Origin of the sequence: Henriciella litoralis (assembly GCF_002088935.1) — a bacterium.
Taxonomy (GTDB): Bacteria; Pseudomonadota; Alphaproteobacteria; order Caulobacterales; family Hyphomonadaceae; genus Henriciella; species Henriciella litoralis.
This window is the reverse complement of sequence record NZ_NCSS01000004.1, coordinates 478,879-497,889: the sequence shown is the minus strand read 5'-3', so window position 1 is coordinate 497,889 and position 19,011 is coordinate 478,879. Positions and strand designations below refer to the sequence as shown.

Genomic DNA, 19,011 nt, shown 5'->3' with positions numbered 1-19,011 from the left:
TGGAACTTACGGAGCCCCTCAAATGAAGCTGGCGCGCGCTATAAACATCAATGATCTGCGCAAGATGGCGAAGGCGCGCCTGCCGCGCATGGTGTTCGACTATATCGATGGCGGCGCCGATGATGAGGTGACGCTGAAGCATTCGGTCAGCCGTTTTGACGACTACCAGATGACGTGGCGATCATTGCTCGATGTCTCGCACATCGACACGTCCACCACGATTATGGGGCAGGACACGACGCTCCCCTTCTTCATTTCGCCGACAGCCTCCACGCGCCTCTTCCATCCCGCAAAAGGCGAGCTTGCCATGGCGGGCGCGGCTGAAAAGGCGGGCGTCATCTATGCCTGCTCGACGCTCGCTTCGCACACGCTGGAAGATATCGCAAAGGCCACCTCCGGCCCGAAATGGGTGCAGATCTATGTCTGGCGCGACAAGGAGCTCGTCCGCAACTTCCTCGCCCGGGCGAAAGAGGCGGGCTTTACCGGCTGTATCCTGACGGTCGATCTGCCTGTCCCCGGCAATCGTGAACGTGACCCCCGCAACCAGTTCTCCCTGCCACCCAGGCCTAGCCTCTCGCTCGCCCGCCAGACCATAACCAAGCCCCGCTGGGCATGGGATCTGGTGAGCGGCGGCAAGATTGAAGTCGCAAACTTCAAGGAGCTGGCGCGGGTGCAGGATCAGGGCGGCCTCGTCGGTTTCGTAAACTCGCAATTCTCCCGCGGGGTGACGTGGAGCGATGTCGAATGGATGCGCGAGTTCTGGGGGCCGGGCTTTGCCATCAAGGGCATTTCGCGCGGCGAGGACGTAAAGCGCGCCATTGATGTTGGCGCGGACACGGTCTGGGTCTCCAATCATGGTGGGCGCCAGCTCGACACGTCCGTCCCGGTAATCGACTTGCTGCCGGAAATCGTCGAGGCTGTAGGCGGACGAGCAGACATCATCGCGGATGGCGGCGTGCGCCGAGGCAGCCATGTCGCCAAGCTCCTGATGCGCGGGGCCACCGGCGTCGCCCTCGGCCGCGCCTCGCTCTACGGCCTTGGCGCTGGCGGGGAAGCCGGCGTTCTGCGCGCGCTCACAATCATGGAAGACGAGCTGCGCCGCACCATGGCGCTCCTCGGCGCAACGAAGATTTCAGAGCTTGATCCGAACCTGATGCGGGCGCCATTGCAATGAACTGGGATTGGCAACATCTGGCATTCCTTGTTGGGGTTGGAGCTTATTTCGGAATTGTGCCCGTAGTAATAAACGAGGGTTTAAACCGGCTCTTTCGGCTGAGCGCTGATGAAATACGCTCATCACGAACTGGATGTTTGGTTCTCGCGGTTGCATTCGGCGTTCCGGTTTGGCTCGCGGCGATGACGGAATTCTGGAATCCAATAATCTGGTTGCTCGGGTTCGGTTTTACGACGCCTTTTGCGGTTCTTACCGCTTATTCAATGTACGGGCCGGGGGCTGATATCCAGTCCGACGGAATTGTTATTCGGCGTTGGTCCGGGAGACGAATAAAGCTTGAGTGGCCTGACATTGAGTGTGCGAAGCTGACGGTTCTGGGTCAATACTTCACCATCTTCGCAAAGTCGGGGGGTAGGTTCGGGCTGCGCACCAACTCACTTCATCTTGGATATCTGTACTATGAGTTGCGCGCACAGGGGATCGCAGTACCGCAGATAGCCAAATTCGAAAACGCGCTCCGAAACGCTATGGATTAGGGCGATGCCGATCCGGCCTTTCTGGGAATCGCTGACGTAGCTATGCGTCGAAAAGTCAGTCTACAAAGTTCATCGAGCGTGGCTCAGATACCGTATTCACCTAACGCCCTCGCTTCAGCTTCTGCACCTCAACTTCCAGCGCCGACAGGAAGTTAGACCGGTCTGCCGGCTTGAACGCTGCAGGCCCGCTCGTCTGCTCGCCGGTTGAGCGCAAGCCCTCCATGATCGCGCGCGTCGCGACCTGCTGGCCGATGGAGTTCTCGGTGAACGCCTTACCCTTGGGCGACATCACGCGCGCGCTAGTCTCAATGCATCGCTGCGCCAGCAGGATGTCCGATGTAATCACGATAGACGCCGCGTCCGCCCGCTCGGCGATCCAGTCGTCGGCGACATCCGGCCCATCGGCCACGGTGATGCGCGTGAACAGCGCATGCGCCGGCACCCGCATGAAGCTGTTGGCCACGACAAAGACCGGCAATTGATGTCGCAGCGCCACCTTGTAGACCTCATCCTTCACCGGACAGGCATCTGCATCGACATAGATGCGGATGCCCTCCGGCGTGCTGCCCTCGCTCGCCTCACTCATCGGCAGGCGCGATGACGTCCGGAATGTCGGTAAACGGCTCAATGCCGAAAGCCGGATGAATCTCGCTCGGGAAGTAGGCGACGCCATCCTTCATCACCATGCGGATTGTCTTGATGGCCTTCAGATCATCCAGCGGATTGCCCGGCACCAGGAAGAAGTCAGCATATTTGCCGGGCTCGATGGAGCCGATATCCTCGCCAAGGCCGACATAGTCTGCCGCTTCCAGTGTCGCACGGCTCAGCACCTCGCCGCGGGTGAAGCCGATTTTCTCGTAAAGCTCCAGCTCGCGGTGAAGCGTGAACGCGCCGCCCATATCGGTGCCGAACAGGATGAAGATGCCGCGATCGCGCATCATCTCGACCGTGTCCATGATCTGCTCGAACGCGCCTGCATAGGCCGCGTCATCTTCCGGTGTTTCGATGTTGGACCAGGCCTGTTTCGCCCCGCGCTGTACGCCAATCGGCATATTGTCGATATAGTCGACAACGCCTGCCTGCGTCGTGCCATTGCGCGAGAGAAGCAGCGCTTCATGGATGGCGAGCGTCGGGTCGATGGCGACATCCTTGTCCGACATCAAATTGAGCGTCTCCTGCACAGGCGCGCTGTTGAGATCGAGGTCGGGCAGGCGGGTCAGCGCCGTCAGCCGCAGCAGCGTGCGCGTATCCTCGTCCGCCGCCAGCACCCAGCCGAGCATCACCTGATTGATATGCGTCAGCTCATCATAGCCGGCGAGGATCATGTCGTCGGCGCGCGAGAAGGCCGGCACATGTCCGGTGACCCGCATGCCGTATTCATGCGCCAGCGCCACCATTTCAGGCACCCATTCGCCCTTCATGGAGTTGTAGATCTTGATCTGGAAGAAGTCGCCCGCATCGCCATAGGTGCGAACCGCGTCGAGCGCCTCTTCCTGATTGGTGACGATAATCCCATTGTTCGAATTGAACGGGCTCTTGCCCTCGATGAAGCCCGATTTGACGATCCGCGGACCGGCCAGCACACCATCATCGATCTTGGTGATCAGCTCGGACAGCACCTCATTGTCATTGCCCATATCGCGCACAAAGGTGACGCCCGCCGCGATGTTCAGCAGCGCATCATCCTGGCCCATATGCGCGTGCATGTCAGAGAGGCCGGGGATCAGCGTGCCGCCCTGGCCATCAATCCTGTAGACGCCAGCGGGCGCGTCCGTGGCAGGCCCGACAGAGACAATACGCTCGCCCTCGACCAGCACGGATGTGCCCTCGCTCAGCTCACGGGTGACCGGATCAAACACGCGGACATTCTCGATCAGAACCGGTGCATCAAACGTGTGCGCCGTCTCGGTCTGTAGCGTCTCGAAGCGCTCTGTCGAATAGCGCACCGCGCGCGCCCGAAGGCTCTCATCATTGCCCTCAAAGCCTTCGCGGATGATCAGGAATTCCGGCGTGATGAGGCCGAGAAAGCTCTCATCGCTGTCATCCATCACGAAATAGGTCGGGTCGAGTTCAGGCCCGATCAGCGCATAGGCCGTAGCAGTCGTTTCGCCTGCCTCGGAGGCGAGCTCAAAGCTCTCCAGCTCCTGAAGGGACAGCGTGCCGCCGGGGAGGGCGGGCAGGGACATGTCATCATCATTCAGCAGCGCACCCGCATAAACGGCGAGCGAATAGGGCGTACCGGACTGGGCGATATAGACGCTAGGCTCGCTCACCTCGGCGCTGCCGCTGCCGGTGGAATCTGTCCAGCTCGCCTCGCCATCGACCAGTGAGAAGGTTTCGCTGACCGCATTGCCGAACGTCGTATTGCCACTGACGGTCCAGGCGACGGGCACGCCATCCTCATCAAGGGTGACGGCTTCGGCCATGGTCGGGCCGCGGCCATTATTGCGGTACTCATAGTCAACCACGATCTCGTCGCCGGTCTGGTCGACCACCATGTCGCCAATCTTCGTGCCGCTGACCATGACCGTGTAGACGGCGGTGTCCGTGCTGACAGCTGGGGGCGGCGCAGCGGCGATCTCGCCGCCCTGTTCGCCGCTGCTCGTGCAGGCTGCGATTGCGAGTGCGCCTAATGCGACGGTGATCTGGAATCTCATGAATGTGCCTCCCTCAAAGCTGGCCGTGTTCGGTCAGCTCCGCGCTGTTGTTCCTGCTGGCGATAAAAGCACTGCCCGCGGGACAAAGCGAGAGGCCCGGAGGTAAATGTCTGGCGCAACGGAGATGCGTGCAGCCCGTTGCAACTGGAAATTCGTCTTCAGCGTATCAATTCAATTCATATGAGACGGAGACTTATGAGCATGCACCCTGCCAAATCGATAATTACAGCCTCATTGATCGCAGCAGGGCTTTCGGCCTGCGCCAGCCAGGCAAAGGAGCCGATCTCGGTCGGCTACGGCCTGTCGCCTGAGCTTCCAGAGCCCGCCTCGAACCTTGTCCCCACCGTCAACATCGCTGAGGCGGTTGGCTGGCCGACGGGCGAAATGCCCGTGCCCGCCGATGGACTGACCGTGACGGCCTTCGCCAGCGGGCTCGATCATCCGCGCTGGCTACATGTTCTGCCCAATGGCGATGTCCTCGTGGCCGAAACGAACGGCCCGCCGCGCCCCGAAGATAGCGACGGCATCAGGGGCTTTGTGATGAAACAGGTCATGGCGAAAGCCGGGGCAGGCGTGCCGAGCGCCAACCGTATCACACTCCTGCGTGACACCGATGGCGATGGCGTCGCAGATGAAAGCCATGTCTTTCTTGAGGGCCTCAACTCGCCCTTCGGCATGGAGCTTGTCGGCGACACCTTCTACGTCGCCAACACCGATGCAATTGTCAGCTTCCCCTACACGACAGGCGAAACCAGCATTTCGGCCGCGCCGACAACGCTGACCAGCCTGCCAGCCGGCGAGATCAACCACCACTGGACCAAGAACATTATCGCCTCTGAAGACGGCTCGAAGCTCTACGCCACGGTCGGCTCAAACTCGAACATTGCCGAGAATGGGCTTGCTGCCGAAGAGGGCCGCGCTGCGATCTGGGAGGTCGATATCGCAACCGGCGAGAAGCGCCTCTTCGCCAGCGGTCTGCGCAATCCTAATGGCCTCGACTGGAACCCCGTCTCCGGCGCGCTCTGGACCGCTGTGAATGAGCGCGATGAGCTCGGCAATAATCTGGTGCCAGACTATATGACGTCGGTTCAGGACGGCGCCTTCTATGGCTGGCCGTGGAGCTATTACGGCCAGACCGTCGACACGCGCGTCAAACCGCAGAACCCCGAAATGGTCGCCAAGGCCATCGCGCCAGACTATGCGCTCGGCAGCCATACCGCTTCCCTCGGCCTTGAATTTGCTGACGGGCTAAAGCTCGGGCCTCAATATGCGTCCGGTGTCTTCATCGGCCAGCACGGCTCCTGGAACCGCAAACCGCGCAGCGGCTATAAGGTCGTCTTCGTGCCATTTGACGGGGCCATGCCCTCAGGCGACCCGGTCGATGTGCTGACGGGCTTCCTGTCGGGCGACAAGGCCCTTGGCCGCCCGGTCGATGTCGCGACAGCCAGTGACGGCGCGCTTCTCGTCACCGATGATGTGGGCAATGCCATCTGGCGCGTATCTGCGACCGACTAGTTTAATCGCGTGATTTCAATCCCACCTTCTTCTATGCATGACGTACGGACCAGAAAGGACCATGGTGCAGGACGATTTTCAGACAGATATTGACGCGATTGGACGCATCGAGTCTGTGCCAGCCATTCTGGAAGCGGCGCAGAAAGCAACGGGCATGGGCTTCGTCGCCATTGCTCGCGTGACCGAAGACCGCTGGATCACCTGCAGGTCGCTTGACAAGATAGACTTCGGCATGGGGCCTGGTGACGAGCTGGAAGTTGGCTCGACGATCTGCAATGAGATCCGCAGCAGCGGAGAGCCGGTCCTGATTGAGCACGTCTCAGAAGACACCGACTTCTGCAATCACCCGACGCCCGCGAAATATGGCTTTCAGAGCTACATTTCCGTCCCCATTCGCCGTCGGTCAGGTGCGTTCTTTGGCACGCTCTGCGCGATTGACCCCAAGCCCGCCGCGGTCAAATCCGGCACGACGCTTTCGCTCTTCAATCTCTTCGCAGAGATCATCGGCAACCAGCTGGAGGCCGAAGACAATTATGCAGAGATGCAGGAAAAGCTCTCGATTGAGCGTGAGACTTCACGCCTGCGCGAAGAGTTCATGGGCGTGCTTGGCCATGATTTGCGTAATCCGGTGGCCTCCGTCGCATCTGGCGCACGCATCCTGCTGAGGAAGATCGAGTCCGAGCGCGAGCGCAATGTAATCAAGCTCATCCAGAGCAGTACGATCCGCATGTCTTCGATGATCGACAACCTGCTGGACCTGACCCGCGTCCGCCTCGGCAATGGGCTCGGCCTCAACCTTGAGCGCGATGTCGATATTGAAGGCACGCTCCGGCAGATCGTCGAGGAGCTGTCACAGAGCCATCCGGGCACGACTTTCGAAACAAATATCGACACGCCGGAGCCGGTCACCTGCGACGCCCAGCGGATCGGCCAGCTCGTCTCGAACCTGCTTGGCAATGCCCTGACGCACGGCGCAGATGGCAAACCTGTCGGCCTTATCGCGACAACGACGGACGACCAGCTGAAAATCGAGGTTTCCAATCAGGGCGAGCCGATCCCTGAGGGCCAGCTTGCAAACCTGTTCAAGCCCTATGTCCGCGGCGACGGCCGCCCCAGCCAGCAAGGCCTCGGCCTCGGCCTCTACATCGCCTCGGAAATCGCGCAGGCCCATCACGGCCGCATCGACGTGGACTCGAACAGCGACCTCACCCGTTTCACCTTCCACATGCCGCTGGAGCCACCGAAGGACGCATAGTCAAAAATTATTGACATGTAAAAAATCTTAGACTACCTGTCGTGTCAGATATTTTTGACACGTAGGAAACACCCATGTCCTTTCACGAAAAATCAGCCTGGGCGATGGCGCTCATCATGGTGGCAGGCATCCTCTACTATTTTTCAGTTGTCGCTGACATGTCGGCGGGGCTGGACCAGCTCGCCCCGCCCGTCCTGCCGGTCGTCGTCGCCTATATCGTTGTCATCGTTGTCCTCTCCATCATCGGCCATGTGCTGATCGCGATTTCAAAGCCGTCTGAGGCAAACGACATGATGGATGAGCGCGACAAGCTCATCGCCGCGCGCGCGGGCAATATTTCCGGCGTCATTCTGGGGATTGGCGTGATTGCGGCGCTTGGCAACTACCTCTTCAACTATGACGGAAACCTGCTCTTCCACACCGCTTTTGGCGCGCTGATGATGTCGCAACTGGCCGAATACGCTGCCCGCATCGTCTATTATCGCGGCGGCTTTTGAGCCGCCCCCCCTCATGTCTACCTCAAACACGGAGACTTCCATGCCTTACTGGGAACGCAATACTGCCATTCTGGCGCTCGGCAGCCTGATCGGCGGCGCTTACTATGTGGCCATGGTGCTGATGCAGTCGATGGCCATTGGTGCCGTTGCGCCGCCCAGCCTGTTCACCTTCATCAGCTACCTCGTCCTTCAGATCGCGATTTCGGCGATTGGTGTGTCGGTTTCGACCGCTCAAGCGTCAAAAGGCCGAGAACTGGCAGGCCTGCCCGGCGGCATGGATGAACGCGACAGGCTCGTGAAAACGAAGTCCGAAGCCGGATTTGGCCACTTGCTATCGGCTGTGATGTTCCTGGCACTTGCCGCCTGGTTTCTTCACCACAATGCGAGCCTGCTGTTTCATAGCGTCGTTGTCGGACTTGTGATCGCCGAGCTCGGCCGGGCGGGTCTTCAACTCGCCAGTTACCGGCGGGGCGTCTGAGCATGGCCAAACGCCCGCCCATCACCAATCGCGTTAAGGAATTCCGCGAGCGCGACGGCCTCTCACAGGCCGCCCTCGGAGAGGCCATCGGCGTCACCCGTCAGACGGTCATCGCGATAGAGCAGGGGCGCTATTCCCCCTCGCTCGAAAGCGCCTTCCGTATCTCCCGTATTTTCGGCGTCGGTCTCGAAGATGTTTTCGGCTGGGAGGGCTGATGCGCCTCCCTTATTCCGCTTGCCGCCGATCAGGGTTCACGCCATTATCGCGGCCAAGGGGACAACAGGGGATACATCATGCGAACCATCACATTTGCAGCGCTCGCGGGCCTTGGCGCGGTCGTGGCCGCTCCGGTGAGTGCGGAGCCTTCGGACGTCACGCTGGAACAGGCCTATGAAGCGGGCGAAACCATCATCGATCTTTCCTATGTGCTGAGCGACTTCCTGTATGACAATTCCTACTTCGTGGTCTCCATCAGGCCGGACGAGACCTGTACGCTGACCAAGCGACTGGAGGATTATTCGCCAGAGGATGAGCTGACCAAGGTCACGGTGACCACCTATGACGCGGCCCTGATCGACCCGGCTCGCATCGAGCCAAACGGGTACGGCGCGATCAATTTCTGGGCCAGGGATGAGGCAAAGGTCTTCCATCAGGAAGTGATCGAAGGCGGCGATTTCTCGGCCGACCTGCCCGGCGACATGGTCACCGTCAACGAAGAGGCCGACATCGATCCGCTCATCGACGCGCTGAAGACCTTCGCGACCTGGTGCGATGAGAACGGTAGCTTCCCGGAGGGGTGATGGGCTCAAGCGCGGCTCCGGTCAGTGCTTGCCATTTGACAGACATTAAGCCTGCCCTGGCGCGCCCAGATTTCGCTTGCCAGTTCCAGGACGCGCGTGCACGCTCTGGTTTATAAAAGGGAGAGGAAATCATGCGTCTCAATCTGGTCTCAGCCGCCATTCTTGGCCTCGTTCTGCCACTATCCGCCACCGCGCAGGAAGCGCGCCAGCAAACCATTGTGGTCACCGGCTCACGGATTGATGTCGAAGATTTGAAGGCTGCACCCGCAATCTTTCGTTATATCCGGGCAGACTTCGTGCAGGTCCAGGTCGTCTGCCAGAGCGGCTCGAGAGATGCGAGCGAGCGCCGCAGCGAGCTTGAGAAATGCTTCGACGCGCTTGTCTCGAAAGCCGCTAGCACGGACGGGTTCAGCCTCGAAGGCGGCGATATCGGCGAATCCTCAGCGCCCATCGATTCGGTGCTCTTTGGCGATGTCTACTCAACGTATAACAATCAGGGCAGCTTCCGCCTCACGCTCAATGTCGACACCCGTGAGGGCGAAACCTTCGACAAACTGATGAAGCGGGCTGAGGAATTCCTGAAGTCCGTCAAACTCAACGGGCGCGCAGAATCCTATCTCGGCACCGAGCAATATCTCGGCGCGCGGAATATGGGCGCGCAACGCCAGAACCTGTTGAGCGACATTGCCGCAGAAATCCAGAATCTGCGCGGCCCACTTGGCGCGTCCGCCGTCACCGCCACAGGCCTTGAATCCCGCGTCGTCACTCAGCCCTCCGGCCCGCTTGAGCTTGAGATCTTCATTCCCTACACGCTGAAAGCGGAGTGGGGCAAAGCCGACTAGTCTTTACCCCCTGCGGCCGCTTCCAGCGCCTCCTCAAGCCGGTCATTGCCCCAGTAGAGTTCGCCGCTCACAAGGAAGCTTGGTGCGCCGAAAATGCCGGCTGCCATGGCGCGCTCGACCTGGCCCCGCAGCCTGGACTTGTTGGCGTCTGTCTGCGCCCGGGCCATGACGTCGCCGTCTGCTCCGGCAGTGCTGGCGAGCTCTGCGAGCAGCGCCTGATCGGCTACATCCCGTCCCTCGCCGAATTCGGCGGTGAACACGGCCCGCGTAAACGCATCGCCCCAGCCCTCATCGAAGCCGACGAGTGCCATTCGCGTGGCCAGTAAGCCGTTCTGCGGAAACGCGCCCGGGCCTTCGGGGGGCAGCCGCCGAAAGGGCAGGCCAAGCTTGTCAGCCTGCCGCGCCATGTCGGCCCACATATACTCGCCCTTGGCCGGATAGATGTTGAACGGTGACGTGTCCCAGCCTTGGGCGGCAAAGATCGGTCCGAGCAGGAAAGGCTGCCAGCTTACCTCGACGCCGCGCTCGCGCGCCAGCGTGCCAATCCGCATGGTCGACAGATACGAATAGGTCGACCCAAACTCGAACCAGTAGTCGATGCGCCCCACCAAGTCTCTGCCTCCTAAAACGGCACGTTCGGATCATCCTCGCCCTGACCGCCGAGCGCGAGGCCTGCAAAATCAAACACGCGCGGATCATGCAAATGGCTCGGCCGCACGGTCGCGAGCGCATGCGCCATGACCTGGCGCACACCCGGCTTCTTGCGTTCCCATTCGTCCAGCATCTGCTTCATCGCAACGCGCTGCAGCCCATCCTGCGAGCCGCAGAGATTGCACGGGATGATCGGGAAGTTCATCGCCTCGGCAAACTTCGCCAGGTCTTCCTCCGCGCAGGTGATCAGCGGGCGCAGCACGAACATGTCGCCCGCATCGTTGAGCAGCTTCGGCGGCATCGCCGCCATCCGTCCGCCATGGACAAGGTTCATCATGAAGGTCTCGAGCGCATCATCGCGGTGATGGCCGAGCACGATCGCCTCACAGCCTTCCTCGCGCGCAATCCGGTAGAGAATGCCGCGGCGCAGGCGCGAACACATCGAACAGAACGTCCGCCCCTCCGGCACTTTCTCCGTCACGATGGAATAGGTGTCCTCGGTCTCGATCCGGTATTTGACGCCCACCGTCTCCAGCCATTCCGGCAGGATGTGTTTGGGAAAGCCTGGCTGCCCCTGATCGAGATTGCACGCGATCAGCTCCACCGGCAGTGCGCCTTGCCATTTCAGGTCAATCAGCGCGGCCAGCAGGCCATAAGAGTCCTTGCCGCCCGACAGGCAGACCAGCCATTTCGGCTTGTCCGCCCGCGCGCGGTCAACCATGCCAAACTGGTCAATCGCCTGCAAAGCGTTCCGCACAATCCGCTTGCGCAGCTTCTTGAAGGTCACGCTCTTGGGCACATCGCGAAAGATCGCGGGCACCATGCTTGTCGTCAGATCATCGGCCATGAGATGCCTATCGCATGGAGCGGGGCAAATGGGAAAGAGCCGGCTTCATCAGTCGCCTCAGTCCGTGAACGCCACCGTCCCGGCTTCGTCGTGTTGCACTTCGCCTACTCAAACTCGACGATCAACTCGATGCGGCGGTTCTGTAACTCATCTGTCTCGTCAGGTGTTGCGACAGCAGGTTGTGTATCGCCCCGGCCTTCGGCGAGGATGAAGCTTGGCGAAAGACCTGTCTGTTCGACAATGTAGGCCTTCAGCGCGTCTGCCCAGGCGATCGTGCGGGCAAGGTTCTCCGCCTCGCTGCCCACCGTATCCGTGTGAGCGCGGATCGTGATGATGGAAACTTCGTTTTGCGCCAGAACAGGCATGAATTGCGGGGCGAGCGCGGCTGGCTCGAAATTGTCCCGATCCTCGACATAAAGCGTGATTTCACTTGGTGGCAGGGCAGCCGGTTCAAGGTCGCGGCCTGGCGGCGGCGCAGTTTCGGTCGGCTCTGGCGGCGGAGGCGGTGTGCGCGGGGATGGTGTGGATTTGCGGTCGGACGGCGTCAACTGGCTGACCTTGGTCAGCGGAAAGGCATCGCGGAACAGCGAGCAGTCCTTGTCGACCGGCTCATGGGCGGCATTGACGCGGAAGTATTCGAGCCCATCCGGCGTGCCACCATAACGACGGCGTTCCAGCGCGCGGGTTTCTGGGTTGGCTTCGGCCATGGCGCACAGCATGTCGCCAAGGATGAAGGGATTGTCCGAATAGTAGTTGTGGCCGAGGCCGAAGAGTTCGGTCGCGACGCCCGTCGCATCGACCGTCTCGTAAAAATTATTCTCACGGATATAGGGCTTGTCGCCATCTGTATCGCCGAGCCGCATCTTGCGGTTCACAATATTCGAGACTTGCAGCGCCTTGTCAGCGTCCGACGTGTAGATCGTGATATTGGCTTCGAGATTGTCCAAAATGCCGGTCGTCGCATCGAAAATGTCCCGGTCAACGTCGGCCGCGACCAGCACGATCCGGAACTCTATGCCGCTATCGCCATGCTTCTCGACATAGTCGTTGGCAAAATCCTCAAGCGCCTTGGTCAGTACCCGGTTGCCCATTGAATGGGCGACAATGTTGATCCGGTCGACATCGGCATTGGCGGTCAGCAGTTCCAGAAATGCCTCGAGGTGAGGCGCCGCCGCGAGCGAGCGGTCCCGGTCACCCTTATAGTCGCCGAGCGAGACCTTGCCCGCCGATGGCCAGCTAAAGAGGACCGGTACACCCACATCGAAAACATCGCGGCGCGAAAGGTCCACCGAGAGCTGCGCAGAGCGGATCAACGCATCCTCGAAGGGTGTGTTGAAGCCATGCACGAAGAGCAAGAGCGAGTAGGAATTCTCATCGATCAGCGCATCATCCAGCTGTTGCAGGAAGTAGTCCGTCCCGGCCTTGGTGATGCGCGTGATCAGCGCGTATTTCGCCAGCTCACTTGGCTCTTCGGGCGGCGTGCCTTTCAGAAAAGGCGTCTCGCCCCGGTCGCGGCTTCCGCCTTCCTCGACCAGCTTGGGCAGCCAGATATCGGCGCGGCCAACACTTAGAGAGCCGGAATCAACTGGCCGCACGTCAACTGTGTCGTTTTCTGCTGGTCCGTTGGTGTCATCAACGGCAAACAGGACTTCGCGATTTGTGCCGTAGAAGACGCGCACGCAATCGACCGCGTTTTCGGTCGTCTCGTCCAGAAGGTCGGTACAATCATTGCCAAAATCAGGGTGGTGCATCGTCATTTTTGGCTGCAGGATGGCGAAAACGATCCCGGCAGCCGCACCTGCGAGAATAATGCCCGCGATGATCAGAAGTATCCGACGCATATCCACCCCAATACGTGTGCTCGCAGATTAATCACCACAGCATCCGGGCGATATCAAGCACACCGCTTGGCGAATATATGACGGGGTCGGCAAGCGGGGGAAACTTTCGCTGAAAACAGGCGAAATGGCGCTAATTCAGCCCAACGCACCGAAAAAACACCGCTACGACACTCAAAGGGCCGGTTTCGACACCGCTACGACACCGCCCTAGAGGCCGGGTTTGCAACGGTGGGAAACTGGCGTGTCCTCAGGCCGAAACGCCAAGCTGATCCATCGCATAGATCTTGATCGACTTGTAGTCGGCCTTGCCATTTGGCGCGCGGCCAAGACTGTCCTTGAACAGGATCCGCTTGGGCGCCTTGTAACGCGCCAATTGCGTCTGGACGAAAGCGCGCAGCGTGTCTTCATCAGCGCTGGCGCCGTCATTCAATTCGACCACCGCCGTGACCGCCTGACCCCATTTTTCATCGGCGAGACCTACCACCAGCGCATCGCGCACATCGTCATGATTTTTAAGCGCTTCTTCGACTTCTTCGGGGTAGATTTTCTCGCCCGCCGAGTTGATGCAATTGGAGCCCCGGCCGAGCAATGTGATCGTGCCGTCCTTCTCCACCGTGCACCAGTCACCCGGCACGGCGTACCGCACCCCATCGACCTCCCAGAACGTCTTGGCAGACTTTTCCGGGTCCTTGTAATAGCCAAGCGGCACGGCGCCGCCGCGGGCAATATAGCCCGGCACGCCAGAGCCCGGGACGACCTCTTTTCGGTCCTCGGTGAACACCTTGCAATTGTCGCCAATCTGGAATTTCGCGGTCTCCTGAACCCCCTCAGCCGTCGTCACCGACATGCCAAAACCAACCGCTTCAGACGCGCCGAAACTGTCCATCAAGGCGACCTGCGGCATGTGCTTGATCAGCCCCCGCTTCACCTCCATCGACCACATCACGCCGGAGCTTGTGATCGTCTGGACCGACGACAAATCATACGCGCCAGGGTTCTCGTCGAGCACGCGCAGCATCGGCTTGGCAAAGGCGTCGCCAACAATCGCCATGGCCGTGACGCCGCGACGGTCAACGGTGGCCCAGAGCTCCTCTGGGTCAAAGCTTTTGGTGTTCTCGAGCGTGACGATGGCGCCGCCAGATATGATTGACCCCATCGCTGTAAAGAGGCCCGTGCCATGCATCAGAGGGCAGGCTGGAAGCTGGCGCGACAGCTTGCCGACCTCGTGAACGAAGCCGAGATGCTCCTCCATGTTGGAAGGCGCGAAACCATAGACCTTGAGCATGGCTTCGCGGGACGACTGCCGCCAGATCTTGTGGCTCCACATGACGCCCTTGGGCATGCCCGTTGTGCCACCTGTGTAGAGGAAAAAGAGGTCATCGTCGGAGCGCTCAATATCGAGCGGGCTGCCATCTCCATCCGCGGCGAGCGTCTCGTAATCGACGGCGTAGTCCGGCGTATCCGAGCCGTCCCCGCCGATTTCCACCCAGACTTTCACCTTGGGCAGACGGTCCTTCACGCGGTCGACATTCTCGCGGAACTCACGGTCAAAAAACACGACGGCGGCATCGGAATTGTCGAAGATATAGGTCAGCTCGTCATCGAGATAGCGGTAGTTGACGTTCACATGGGTGAACCGCCCTTTGAAGCAGGCGACCAGCGCTTCCATGTATTCCGGCTGGTTGCGCAGATAGAAGCCGGCCTTGTCGCCGGTCTCCACGCCTCTGGCCCTCAGGGCGCGTGCCAGATTGTTGGAGCGGGCGGTCATTTCAGGCCACGAGACAACACGGTCGCCATGAATGAGCGCCGGATGCTCGTCGCCGAGTTCGGCGCCGACAGCGTCAAGCATGTCGCCTAAATTGTAGATGCTATTACCCATGATGCGCTCTCCTCCAAAATGCATTTTAGCTTTTTTGGAGATGTAATCAGAAAACCAGCGCACCAGCGAGGGGTAACGTTGCGTCGGGCGTCTCAGGCGACGGTTTCAAGCGCCCGGCGTACCGGCGCGAAGCTCGTGCGGTGGCAGCCGCAGGGCCCTAGCTGTTGCAAGGCTTCTGAATGAGCCTGCGTGCCATAGCCTTTGTGTTTGAAGAAGCCATAGCCGGGATAGCGATGCTCGAGGTCAGCCATCGCCCGGTCCCTTGCGACCTTGGCGAGGATGGAGGCCGCCGAAATGGCCGGTTCGGTCAGATCGCCTTTCACGATTGCCCGCGCTTTGCAGGGCAGGTCGTCAGGCAGGCTGTTGCCGTCAACCAGGATTTCGTCCGGGATAACCCCCATGATCGCGATCGCCCGCTTCATCGCAAGAAACGTAGCTTCGCGGATATTCAGCGTGTCGATCTCTCCCGGGCTTGCCCAGCCAATGCCGTAAGTCAGGGCTTTGGACTTGATTTCCGGGTAGAGCGCTTCGCGTCGGGCTTCGGTCAGTTTCTTCGAATCTGTGAGGCCTTCAATCGGCTTGCGGGGGTCAAGAATGACAGCACCTGCCGTGACGGGACCTGCCCAAGGGCCACGTCCGGCCTCGTCAACGCCGCAGATCATCCTTATCTCCATCATTCACACCATACGAACATGATTCCGGGAGGATTAACTATGAGCAACGCTTATTGCATTCAGATTAACGAGCTGGGCGGCCCGGAGGTTTTAACCAAGACAGACATGGAGCCGCGCAAGCCCGGACCGGGCGAAGCTCTGGTGCGTCAGAGCGCGATTGGCCTCAATTTTATCGACACATATTTCCGTACCGGGCTCTATCGGGCAAAACTCCCTTACAGGCCTGGACAAGAGGGCGCGGGCGTCGTGGAGGCGGTTGGCGAGGGTGTCGAGAACATCAAAGTTGGAGATCGCGTGGCCTATCTCGGCCAGGGCACATATGCGACGCACTATACCGGTCCGGCCGCACGGATGCTGAAGCTGCCTGACGGCATCAGCGAAGATGATGCGGCTGCGGTGCTGCTGAAAGGCCTGACAGCATGGATGCTCCTCTTCGAGGTGTACCATCCAAAGCCCGGTGAAACCGCGCTCGTCTGGGCGCCGGTTGGCGGCGTCGGCTCGATGGTCGTGCCCTGGGCGACCTCAATGGGAGTTCGCGTGATCGCCGTAACCTCATCTGAGGAAAAAGCTGACCTTGCCCGGAAAGCCGGCGCAAGCGATGTGGTCTTCTCGAATGAGGATGTGGCGAGCAAGGTCAGGGATCTGACCGGTGGCAAGGGTGTGGACGTGTCGTATGACAGTGTTGGCAAGACGTCGGCCAAAGCGTCGCTCGACAGCCTGAAGCCGCGCGGCTGGTACATAACCTATGGGAACGCGTCAGGCGCCGTTGAACCCTTGTCGCCTACCGAACTGAACCGCCGTGGATCGCTCAACATGACCCGGCCTGGTCTTTTTCACTTTGTCGCCGACGCAGAAGGGCTGCGGCGAGGTGCTGCAGCCCTTTTCGGTGGTTTACGTACTGGAACGCTGAAAGCGCAGATCGGCCAGACATTCAGCCTGACCGATGTGGCCGATGCCCATCGCGCGCTGGAAAGCGGCAAGACGACGGGCTCAACGCTGCTTCGGCCCTAGCTGGCGCGGTCTTCGTATTTGAAGCCGATTTCGAGGGTCACCTGATAATAGGCGACCTTGCCATCATCGATATAGCCGCGCGTCGAGACCACTTCGAACCAGTCCATGTTGCGAATGGTCTTGCGGGCGGTTTCGAGCGCGCCATTGATGGCTTCCTCGATGGATGTCTTGGATGTGCCGACGATCTTGCTAATTGCGAATGTGTCTGTGGCCATGATGGTTTTCCTTCTTGGTTGTCTGCAAGACTAACAAGAGCGGGCTGCGCGCGTTCCGAAGAAGACCGAAAAAGATCATAATATTCGGAGGTTCCGCCACGGGAACTTCAAGAAAATCGCGATAATGGCGGTCAGGCCGATCAGCTTATGGTGCGGTCTGCTGCTCTGGCGCGAGTTCCAGAAGGAGCGCCGGGTCAATGAAAAAGTCGCCATCGCGCTCGGAAGTTGCCTGATTTCGCCACTGCACGGCCCAGTGCAGGTGTGGCCCGGTGGTGCGGCCCGTATTGCCTGAAAGGCCAACGATTTCGCCAGTCTTGATCTCGTCGCCGACGGACACGCCGATTTCGGACATGTGCATGAAGATCGAGACGAGCCCGTCGCCATGATCGAGGAAAACTGCGCCGCCTTCGAAATACATGTCGGGTTCGGCCATCATGACGATGCCCGGCGCCGGCGCCTTGATTGGCGTGCCCACAGGCGCGGCCATGTCATAGCCGCGATGGAAGGAGGAGCTTTCGCAAGGCTCTCCGTTCTTATCGACGCCGAGGTATTTGCGCTCCGGGCCGAAGGGCGAGGTCATCCTGCCGTCCGTCGGCCGCTGGAAACCCTGCGATGCCCCCGGCCCCTCATGGAAAATCTTGTAAGCGGCCTGTTTGGCGAGCCAGTCCTTCTCGATGTGCGCCATCTGCTCAGGCGTTCTCGGGTCGACCTTGTCGCAGTCGACGCCGCGCAGGACGCGCACGACATCATTGCGCGGTTCGATCTCGACGCTGATTGGGACGACACCGGGCGCACCGGAGGTCAGGATGAGGGGCGATGGCTCGGTGCGCGTCAGACCAATGGAGACGTGGCCCTCATCATTCGTGCGCACGGTGCGCGCGTCTGCGCCGTCTTCGCCTGCCACCCGAATGTCAGTCTCGGCCGGGCCGGTACACATCAGCAGCCCACCCTGTTTTGCCACGCCCCCACAGCTTAGCTGCACAGGCTCAGCCGCCGCAGGCAAGACTGGCGTCAGGAAAACAAGAGCAGGGACGATGAGGTCGCGCAGGAACATCCAAGGCGTCTTTTCTGGCCGTTAGCCGCGGCCTTCAACCATGCGCGAGGCCGCAGCGGCCGCGTCGACATAGGGTTCCTGCAGGTCAACGCTCCAATAGCGAAGGGCAGCGATCGGAATCTTCTGGCCCGTCACGGCGCAAGTTACGTAGTCGCCAGGCTCGATCACATCGAGATCAGCGTCGAGATAGCGAAGCTTGGCTTCGCCGGCGGGTTTTCCGGTACGTGTCAACATGAGGCTCATATTGCGCCTGTCCGGCGTAATTTTAAAGAGGCGAGCTTCATGTTGCCGGCAGAAACCAGGACGGCGTGCCGCTAGTCTCTCGCCGTTTCGGGCGGCGGCGGACGGTTGGGGTTCGGCGCCCGGAAGACGAGCGACAGGGTTTTGACGTAATCGTCAGGCCAGCGCCCTGCCTTCTGGTGGCTCTGGGCGCGCACGATCATTTCGACATCAACATCGGGGTGAGAGAAGAGATAGTCCTCAATAGCATCGCCGCCCGTCATCGGTTGGGCCGCTGGGGCCGTACCGATCCAGCGGTCGACGGCCGGACACTCGCTGATCCGTGTGGCGAGATCTGTCTGGCGGGCCCGCATCTCATCGAGCGTGGGGGTGTCAGACTGGCTCATGGCGAGCGGGCAGGTGACCTGATTGTACATGCTAGCGGCGGTCGCTTCGTCTGCGGCGGGAATGACGACAGTACAAATCATCGCGCCAAGCTCTTTAAGCGGCGCGCCTGCCTCAAAGCTTCCAATCGGTTCCCCTAATGAGGTCGACGCGCTCAATGTTGCAAAGCGGCTGGAAACAACGCCCGCCCGAATATAGGGGCCTATCTCGTCGCAGAGCGTGTCGGCAGGGGGAGGCGCTTCAGCGACTGTCGCGGTTCTCGTTGGGTAGGTGGACCGTTCAGGCGGCGCGGACTGAACGGTTGGAGCGAATGGCAGATTGGTGGTCGGCGGCGCGTCACGGTTCTGGCCATTATTGGACTGCGCAGACGCGAGCGAGCCGCACGCCAGGGCAAGACCGATGCATGCCACATGCAAAGCGGGACGAAGGCTGCGAATCGCTGTCATTTGTTCTCTGGCTAA

20 protein-coding genes are annotated in these 19,011 nt (G+C 60.3%); 9 read left to right on the top strand and 11 right to left on the bottom strand.

Going from position 1 to position 19,011, the window contains the following annotated elements; translation table 11 throughout:
- The first annotated feature begins 22 nt into the window (after positions 1-22).
- Positions 23-1,174: an alpha-hydroxy acid oxidase gene (locus tag B8783_RS02380; RefSeq protein WP_084418166.1), complete on the top strand. Its 1,152-nt coding sequence runs from the start codon at positions 23-25 to the stop codon at positions 1,172-1,174.
- Positions 1,175-1,810: 636 nt separating this feature from the next.
- On the opposite strand, the gene B8783_RS02370 is transcribed toward B8783_RS02380, so the two are convergent.
- On the bottom strand, positions 1,811-2,296 hold the full coding sequence (locus tag B8783_RS02370) for a YaiI/YqxD family protein (protein WP_084418164.1): 486 nt from the start codon (positions 2,294-2,296) through the stop codon (positions 1,811-1,813).
- Positions 2,289-4,367 (bottom strand): amidohydrolase family protein, encoded by a 2,079-nt coding sequence (locus B8783_RS02365; RefSeq protein WP_084418163.1) that lies wholly within the window; start codon positions 4,365-4,367, stop codon positions 2,289-2,291. The genes B8783_RS02370 and B8783_RS02365 overlap by 8 nt, the downstream gene beginning before the upstream one ends.
- A 201-nt stretch (positions 4,368-4,568) precedes the next feature.
- On the opposite strand from B8783_RS02365, the gene B8783_RS02360 reads away from it, so the two are divergent.
- From B8783_RS02360 to B8783_RS02330, 7 genes are all read left to right on the top strand, one after another.
- The gene (locus B8783_RS02360) at positions 4,569-5,882 is read left to right on the top strand and encodes a PQQ-dependent sugar dehydrogenase (protein WP_084418343.1); all 1,314 of its coding nucleotides are present in this window, start codon (positions 4,569-4,571) and stop codon (positions 5,880-5,882) included.
- A 61-nt stretch (positions 5,883-5,943) separates the two neighbouring features.
- The gene (locus tag B8783_RS02355; protein WP_084418162.1) at positions 5,944-7,137 is read left to right on the top strand and encodes a GAF domain-containing sensor histidine kinase; all 1,194 of its coding nucleotides are present in this window, start codon (positions 5,944-5,946) and stop codon (positions 7,135-7,137) included.
- A gap of 74 nt (positions 7,138-7,211) precedes the next feature.
- A complete protein-coding gene (locus tag B8783_RS02350) occupies positions 7,212-7,634 on the top strand; it encodes a hypothetical protein (RefSeq protein WP_084418161.1) in 423 nt (140 codons plus the stop codon).
- A 40-nt stretch (positions 7,635-7,674) separates the two neighbouring features.
- The gene (locus B8783_RS02345; protein ID WP_084418160.1) at positions 7,675-8,112 is read left to right on the top strand and encodes a hypothetical protein; all 438 of its coding nucleotides are present in this window, start codon (positions 7,675-7,677) and stop codon (positions 8,110-8,112) included.
- A 2-nt stretch (positions 8,113-8,114) separates the two neighbouring features.
- Positions 8,115-8,327, top strand: a complete 213-nt coding sequence (locus B8783_RS02340) for a helix-turn-helix transcriptional regulator (RefSeq protein ID WP_084418159.1) — start codon at positions 8,115-8,117, stop codon at positions 8,325-8,327.
- 78 nt (positions 8,328-8,405) lie between these two features.
- Positions 8,406-8,912 (top strand): hypothetical protein, encoded by a 507-nt coding sequence (locus B8783_RS02335; protein WP_084418158.1) that lies wholly within the window; start codon positions 8,406-8,408, stop codon positions 8,910-8,912.
- A gap of 131 nt (positions 8,913-9,043) precedes the next feature.
- Positions 9,044-9,754 carry a hypothetical protein gene (locus tag B8783_RS02330; protein ID WP_084418157.1) on the top strand — a complete coding sequence of 237 codons (711 nt, stop codon included), beginning with the start codon at positions 9,044-9,046 and terminating at the stop codon, positions 9,752-9,754.
- Here the strand turns inward: B8783_RS02330 and B8783_RS02325 are convergent.
- From B8783_RS02325 to rnhB, 5 genes are all read right to left on the bottom strand, one after another.
- A complete protein-coding gene (locus B8783_RS02325) occupies positions 9,751-10,305 on the bottom strand; it encodes a 2-hydroxychromene-2-carboxylate isomerase (protein WP_407646314.1) in 555 nt (184 codons plus the stop codon). The genes B8783_RS02330 and B8783_RS02325 overlap by 4 nt on opposite strands.
- 71 nt (positions 10,306-10,376) lie before the next feature.
- Positions 10,377-11,252: a tRNA 2-thiocytidine(32) synthetase TtcA gene (gene ttcA / locus B8783_RS02320; RefSeq protein WP_084418156.1), complete on the bottom strand. Its 876-nt coding sequence runs from the start codon at positions 11,250-11,252 to the stop codon at positions 10,377-10,379.
- 104 nt (positions 11,253-11,356) lie between these two features.
- Positions 11,357-13,093 (bottom strand): alpha/beta hydrolase, encoded by a 1,737-nt coding sequence (locus B8783_RS02315; protein ID WP_084418155.1) that lies wholly within the window; start codon positions 13,091-13,093, stop codon positions 11,357-11,359.
- A gap of 247 nt (positions 13,094-13,340) precedes the next feature.
- Positions 13,341-14,972 (bottom strand): acyl-CoA synthetase, encoded by a 1,632-nt coding sequence (locus tag B8783_RS02310; protein ID WP_084418154.1) that lies wholly within the window; start codon positions 14,970-14,972, stop codon positions 13,341-13,343.
- 92 nt (positions 14,973-15,064) lie between these two features.
- Positions 15,065-15,634: a ribonuclease HII gene (gene rnhB, locus B8783_RS02305; RefSeq protein WP_084418153.1), complete on the bottom strand. Its 570-nt coding sequence runs from the start codon at positions 15,632-15,634 to the stop codon at positions 15,065-15,067.
- A gap of 51 nt (positions 15,635-15,685) precedes the next feature.
- Between rnhB and B8783_RS02300 the strand changes: the two genes are divergently transcribed.
- The gene (locus B8783_RS02300) at positions 15,686-16,657 is read left to right on the top strand and encodes a quinone oxidoreductase family protein (RefSeq protein WP_084418152.1); all 972 of its coding nucleotides are present in this window, start codon (positions 15,686-15,688) and stop codon (positions 16,655-16,657) included.
- Here the strand turns inward: B8783_RS02300 and B8783_RS02295 are convergent.
- The 4 genes from B8783_RS02295 to B8783_RS02280 form a co-directional block, all read right to left on the bottom strand.
- Positions 16,654-16,872 carry a dodecin gene (locus B8783_RS02295; protein WP_084418151.1) on the bottom strand — a complete coding sequence of 73 codons (219 nt, stop codon included), beginning with the start codon at positions 16,870-16,872 and terminating at the stop codon, positions 16,654-16,656. The two genes, B8783_RS02300 and B8783_RS02295, sit on opposite strands and share 4 nt — an antisense overlap.
- A gap of 145 nt (positions 16,873-17,017) precedes the next feature.
- On the bottom strand, positions 17,018-17,926 hold the full coding sequence (locus B8783_RS02290) for a M23 family metallopeptidase (RefSeq protein ID WP_084418150.1): 909 nt from the start codon (positions 17,924-17,926) through the stop codon (positions 17,018-17,020).
- Positions 17,927-17,947: 21 nt separating this feature from the next.
- The gene (locus B8783_RS02285) at positions 17,948-18,169 is read right to left on the bottom strand and encodes a DUF2093 domain-containing protein (RefSeq protein WP_084418149.1); all 222 of its coding nucleotides are present in this window, start codon (positions 18,167-18,169) and stop codon (positions 17,948-17,950) included.
- A gap of 71 nt (positions 18,170-18,240) precedes the next feature.
- Positions 18,241-18,996 (bottom strand): hypothetical protein, encoded by a 756-nt coding sequence (locus B8783_RS02280; RefSeq protein WP_084418148.1) that lies wholly within the window; start codon positions 18,994-18,996, stop codon positions 18,241-18,243.
- Positions 18,997-19,011 lie beyond the last annotated feature (15 nt).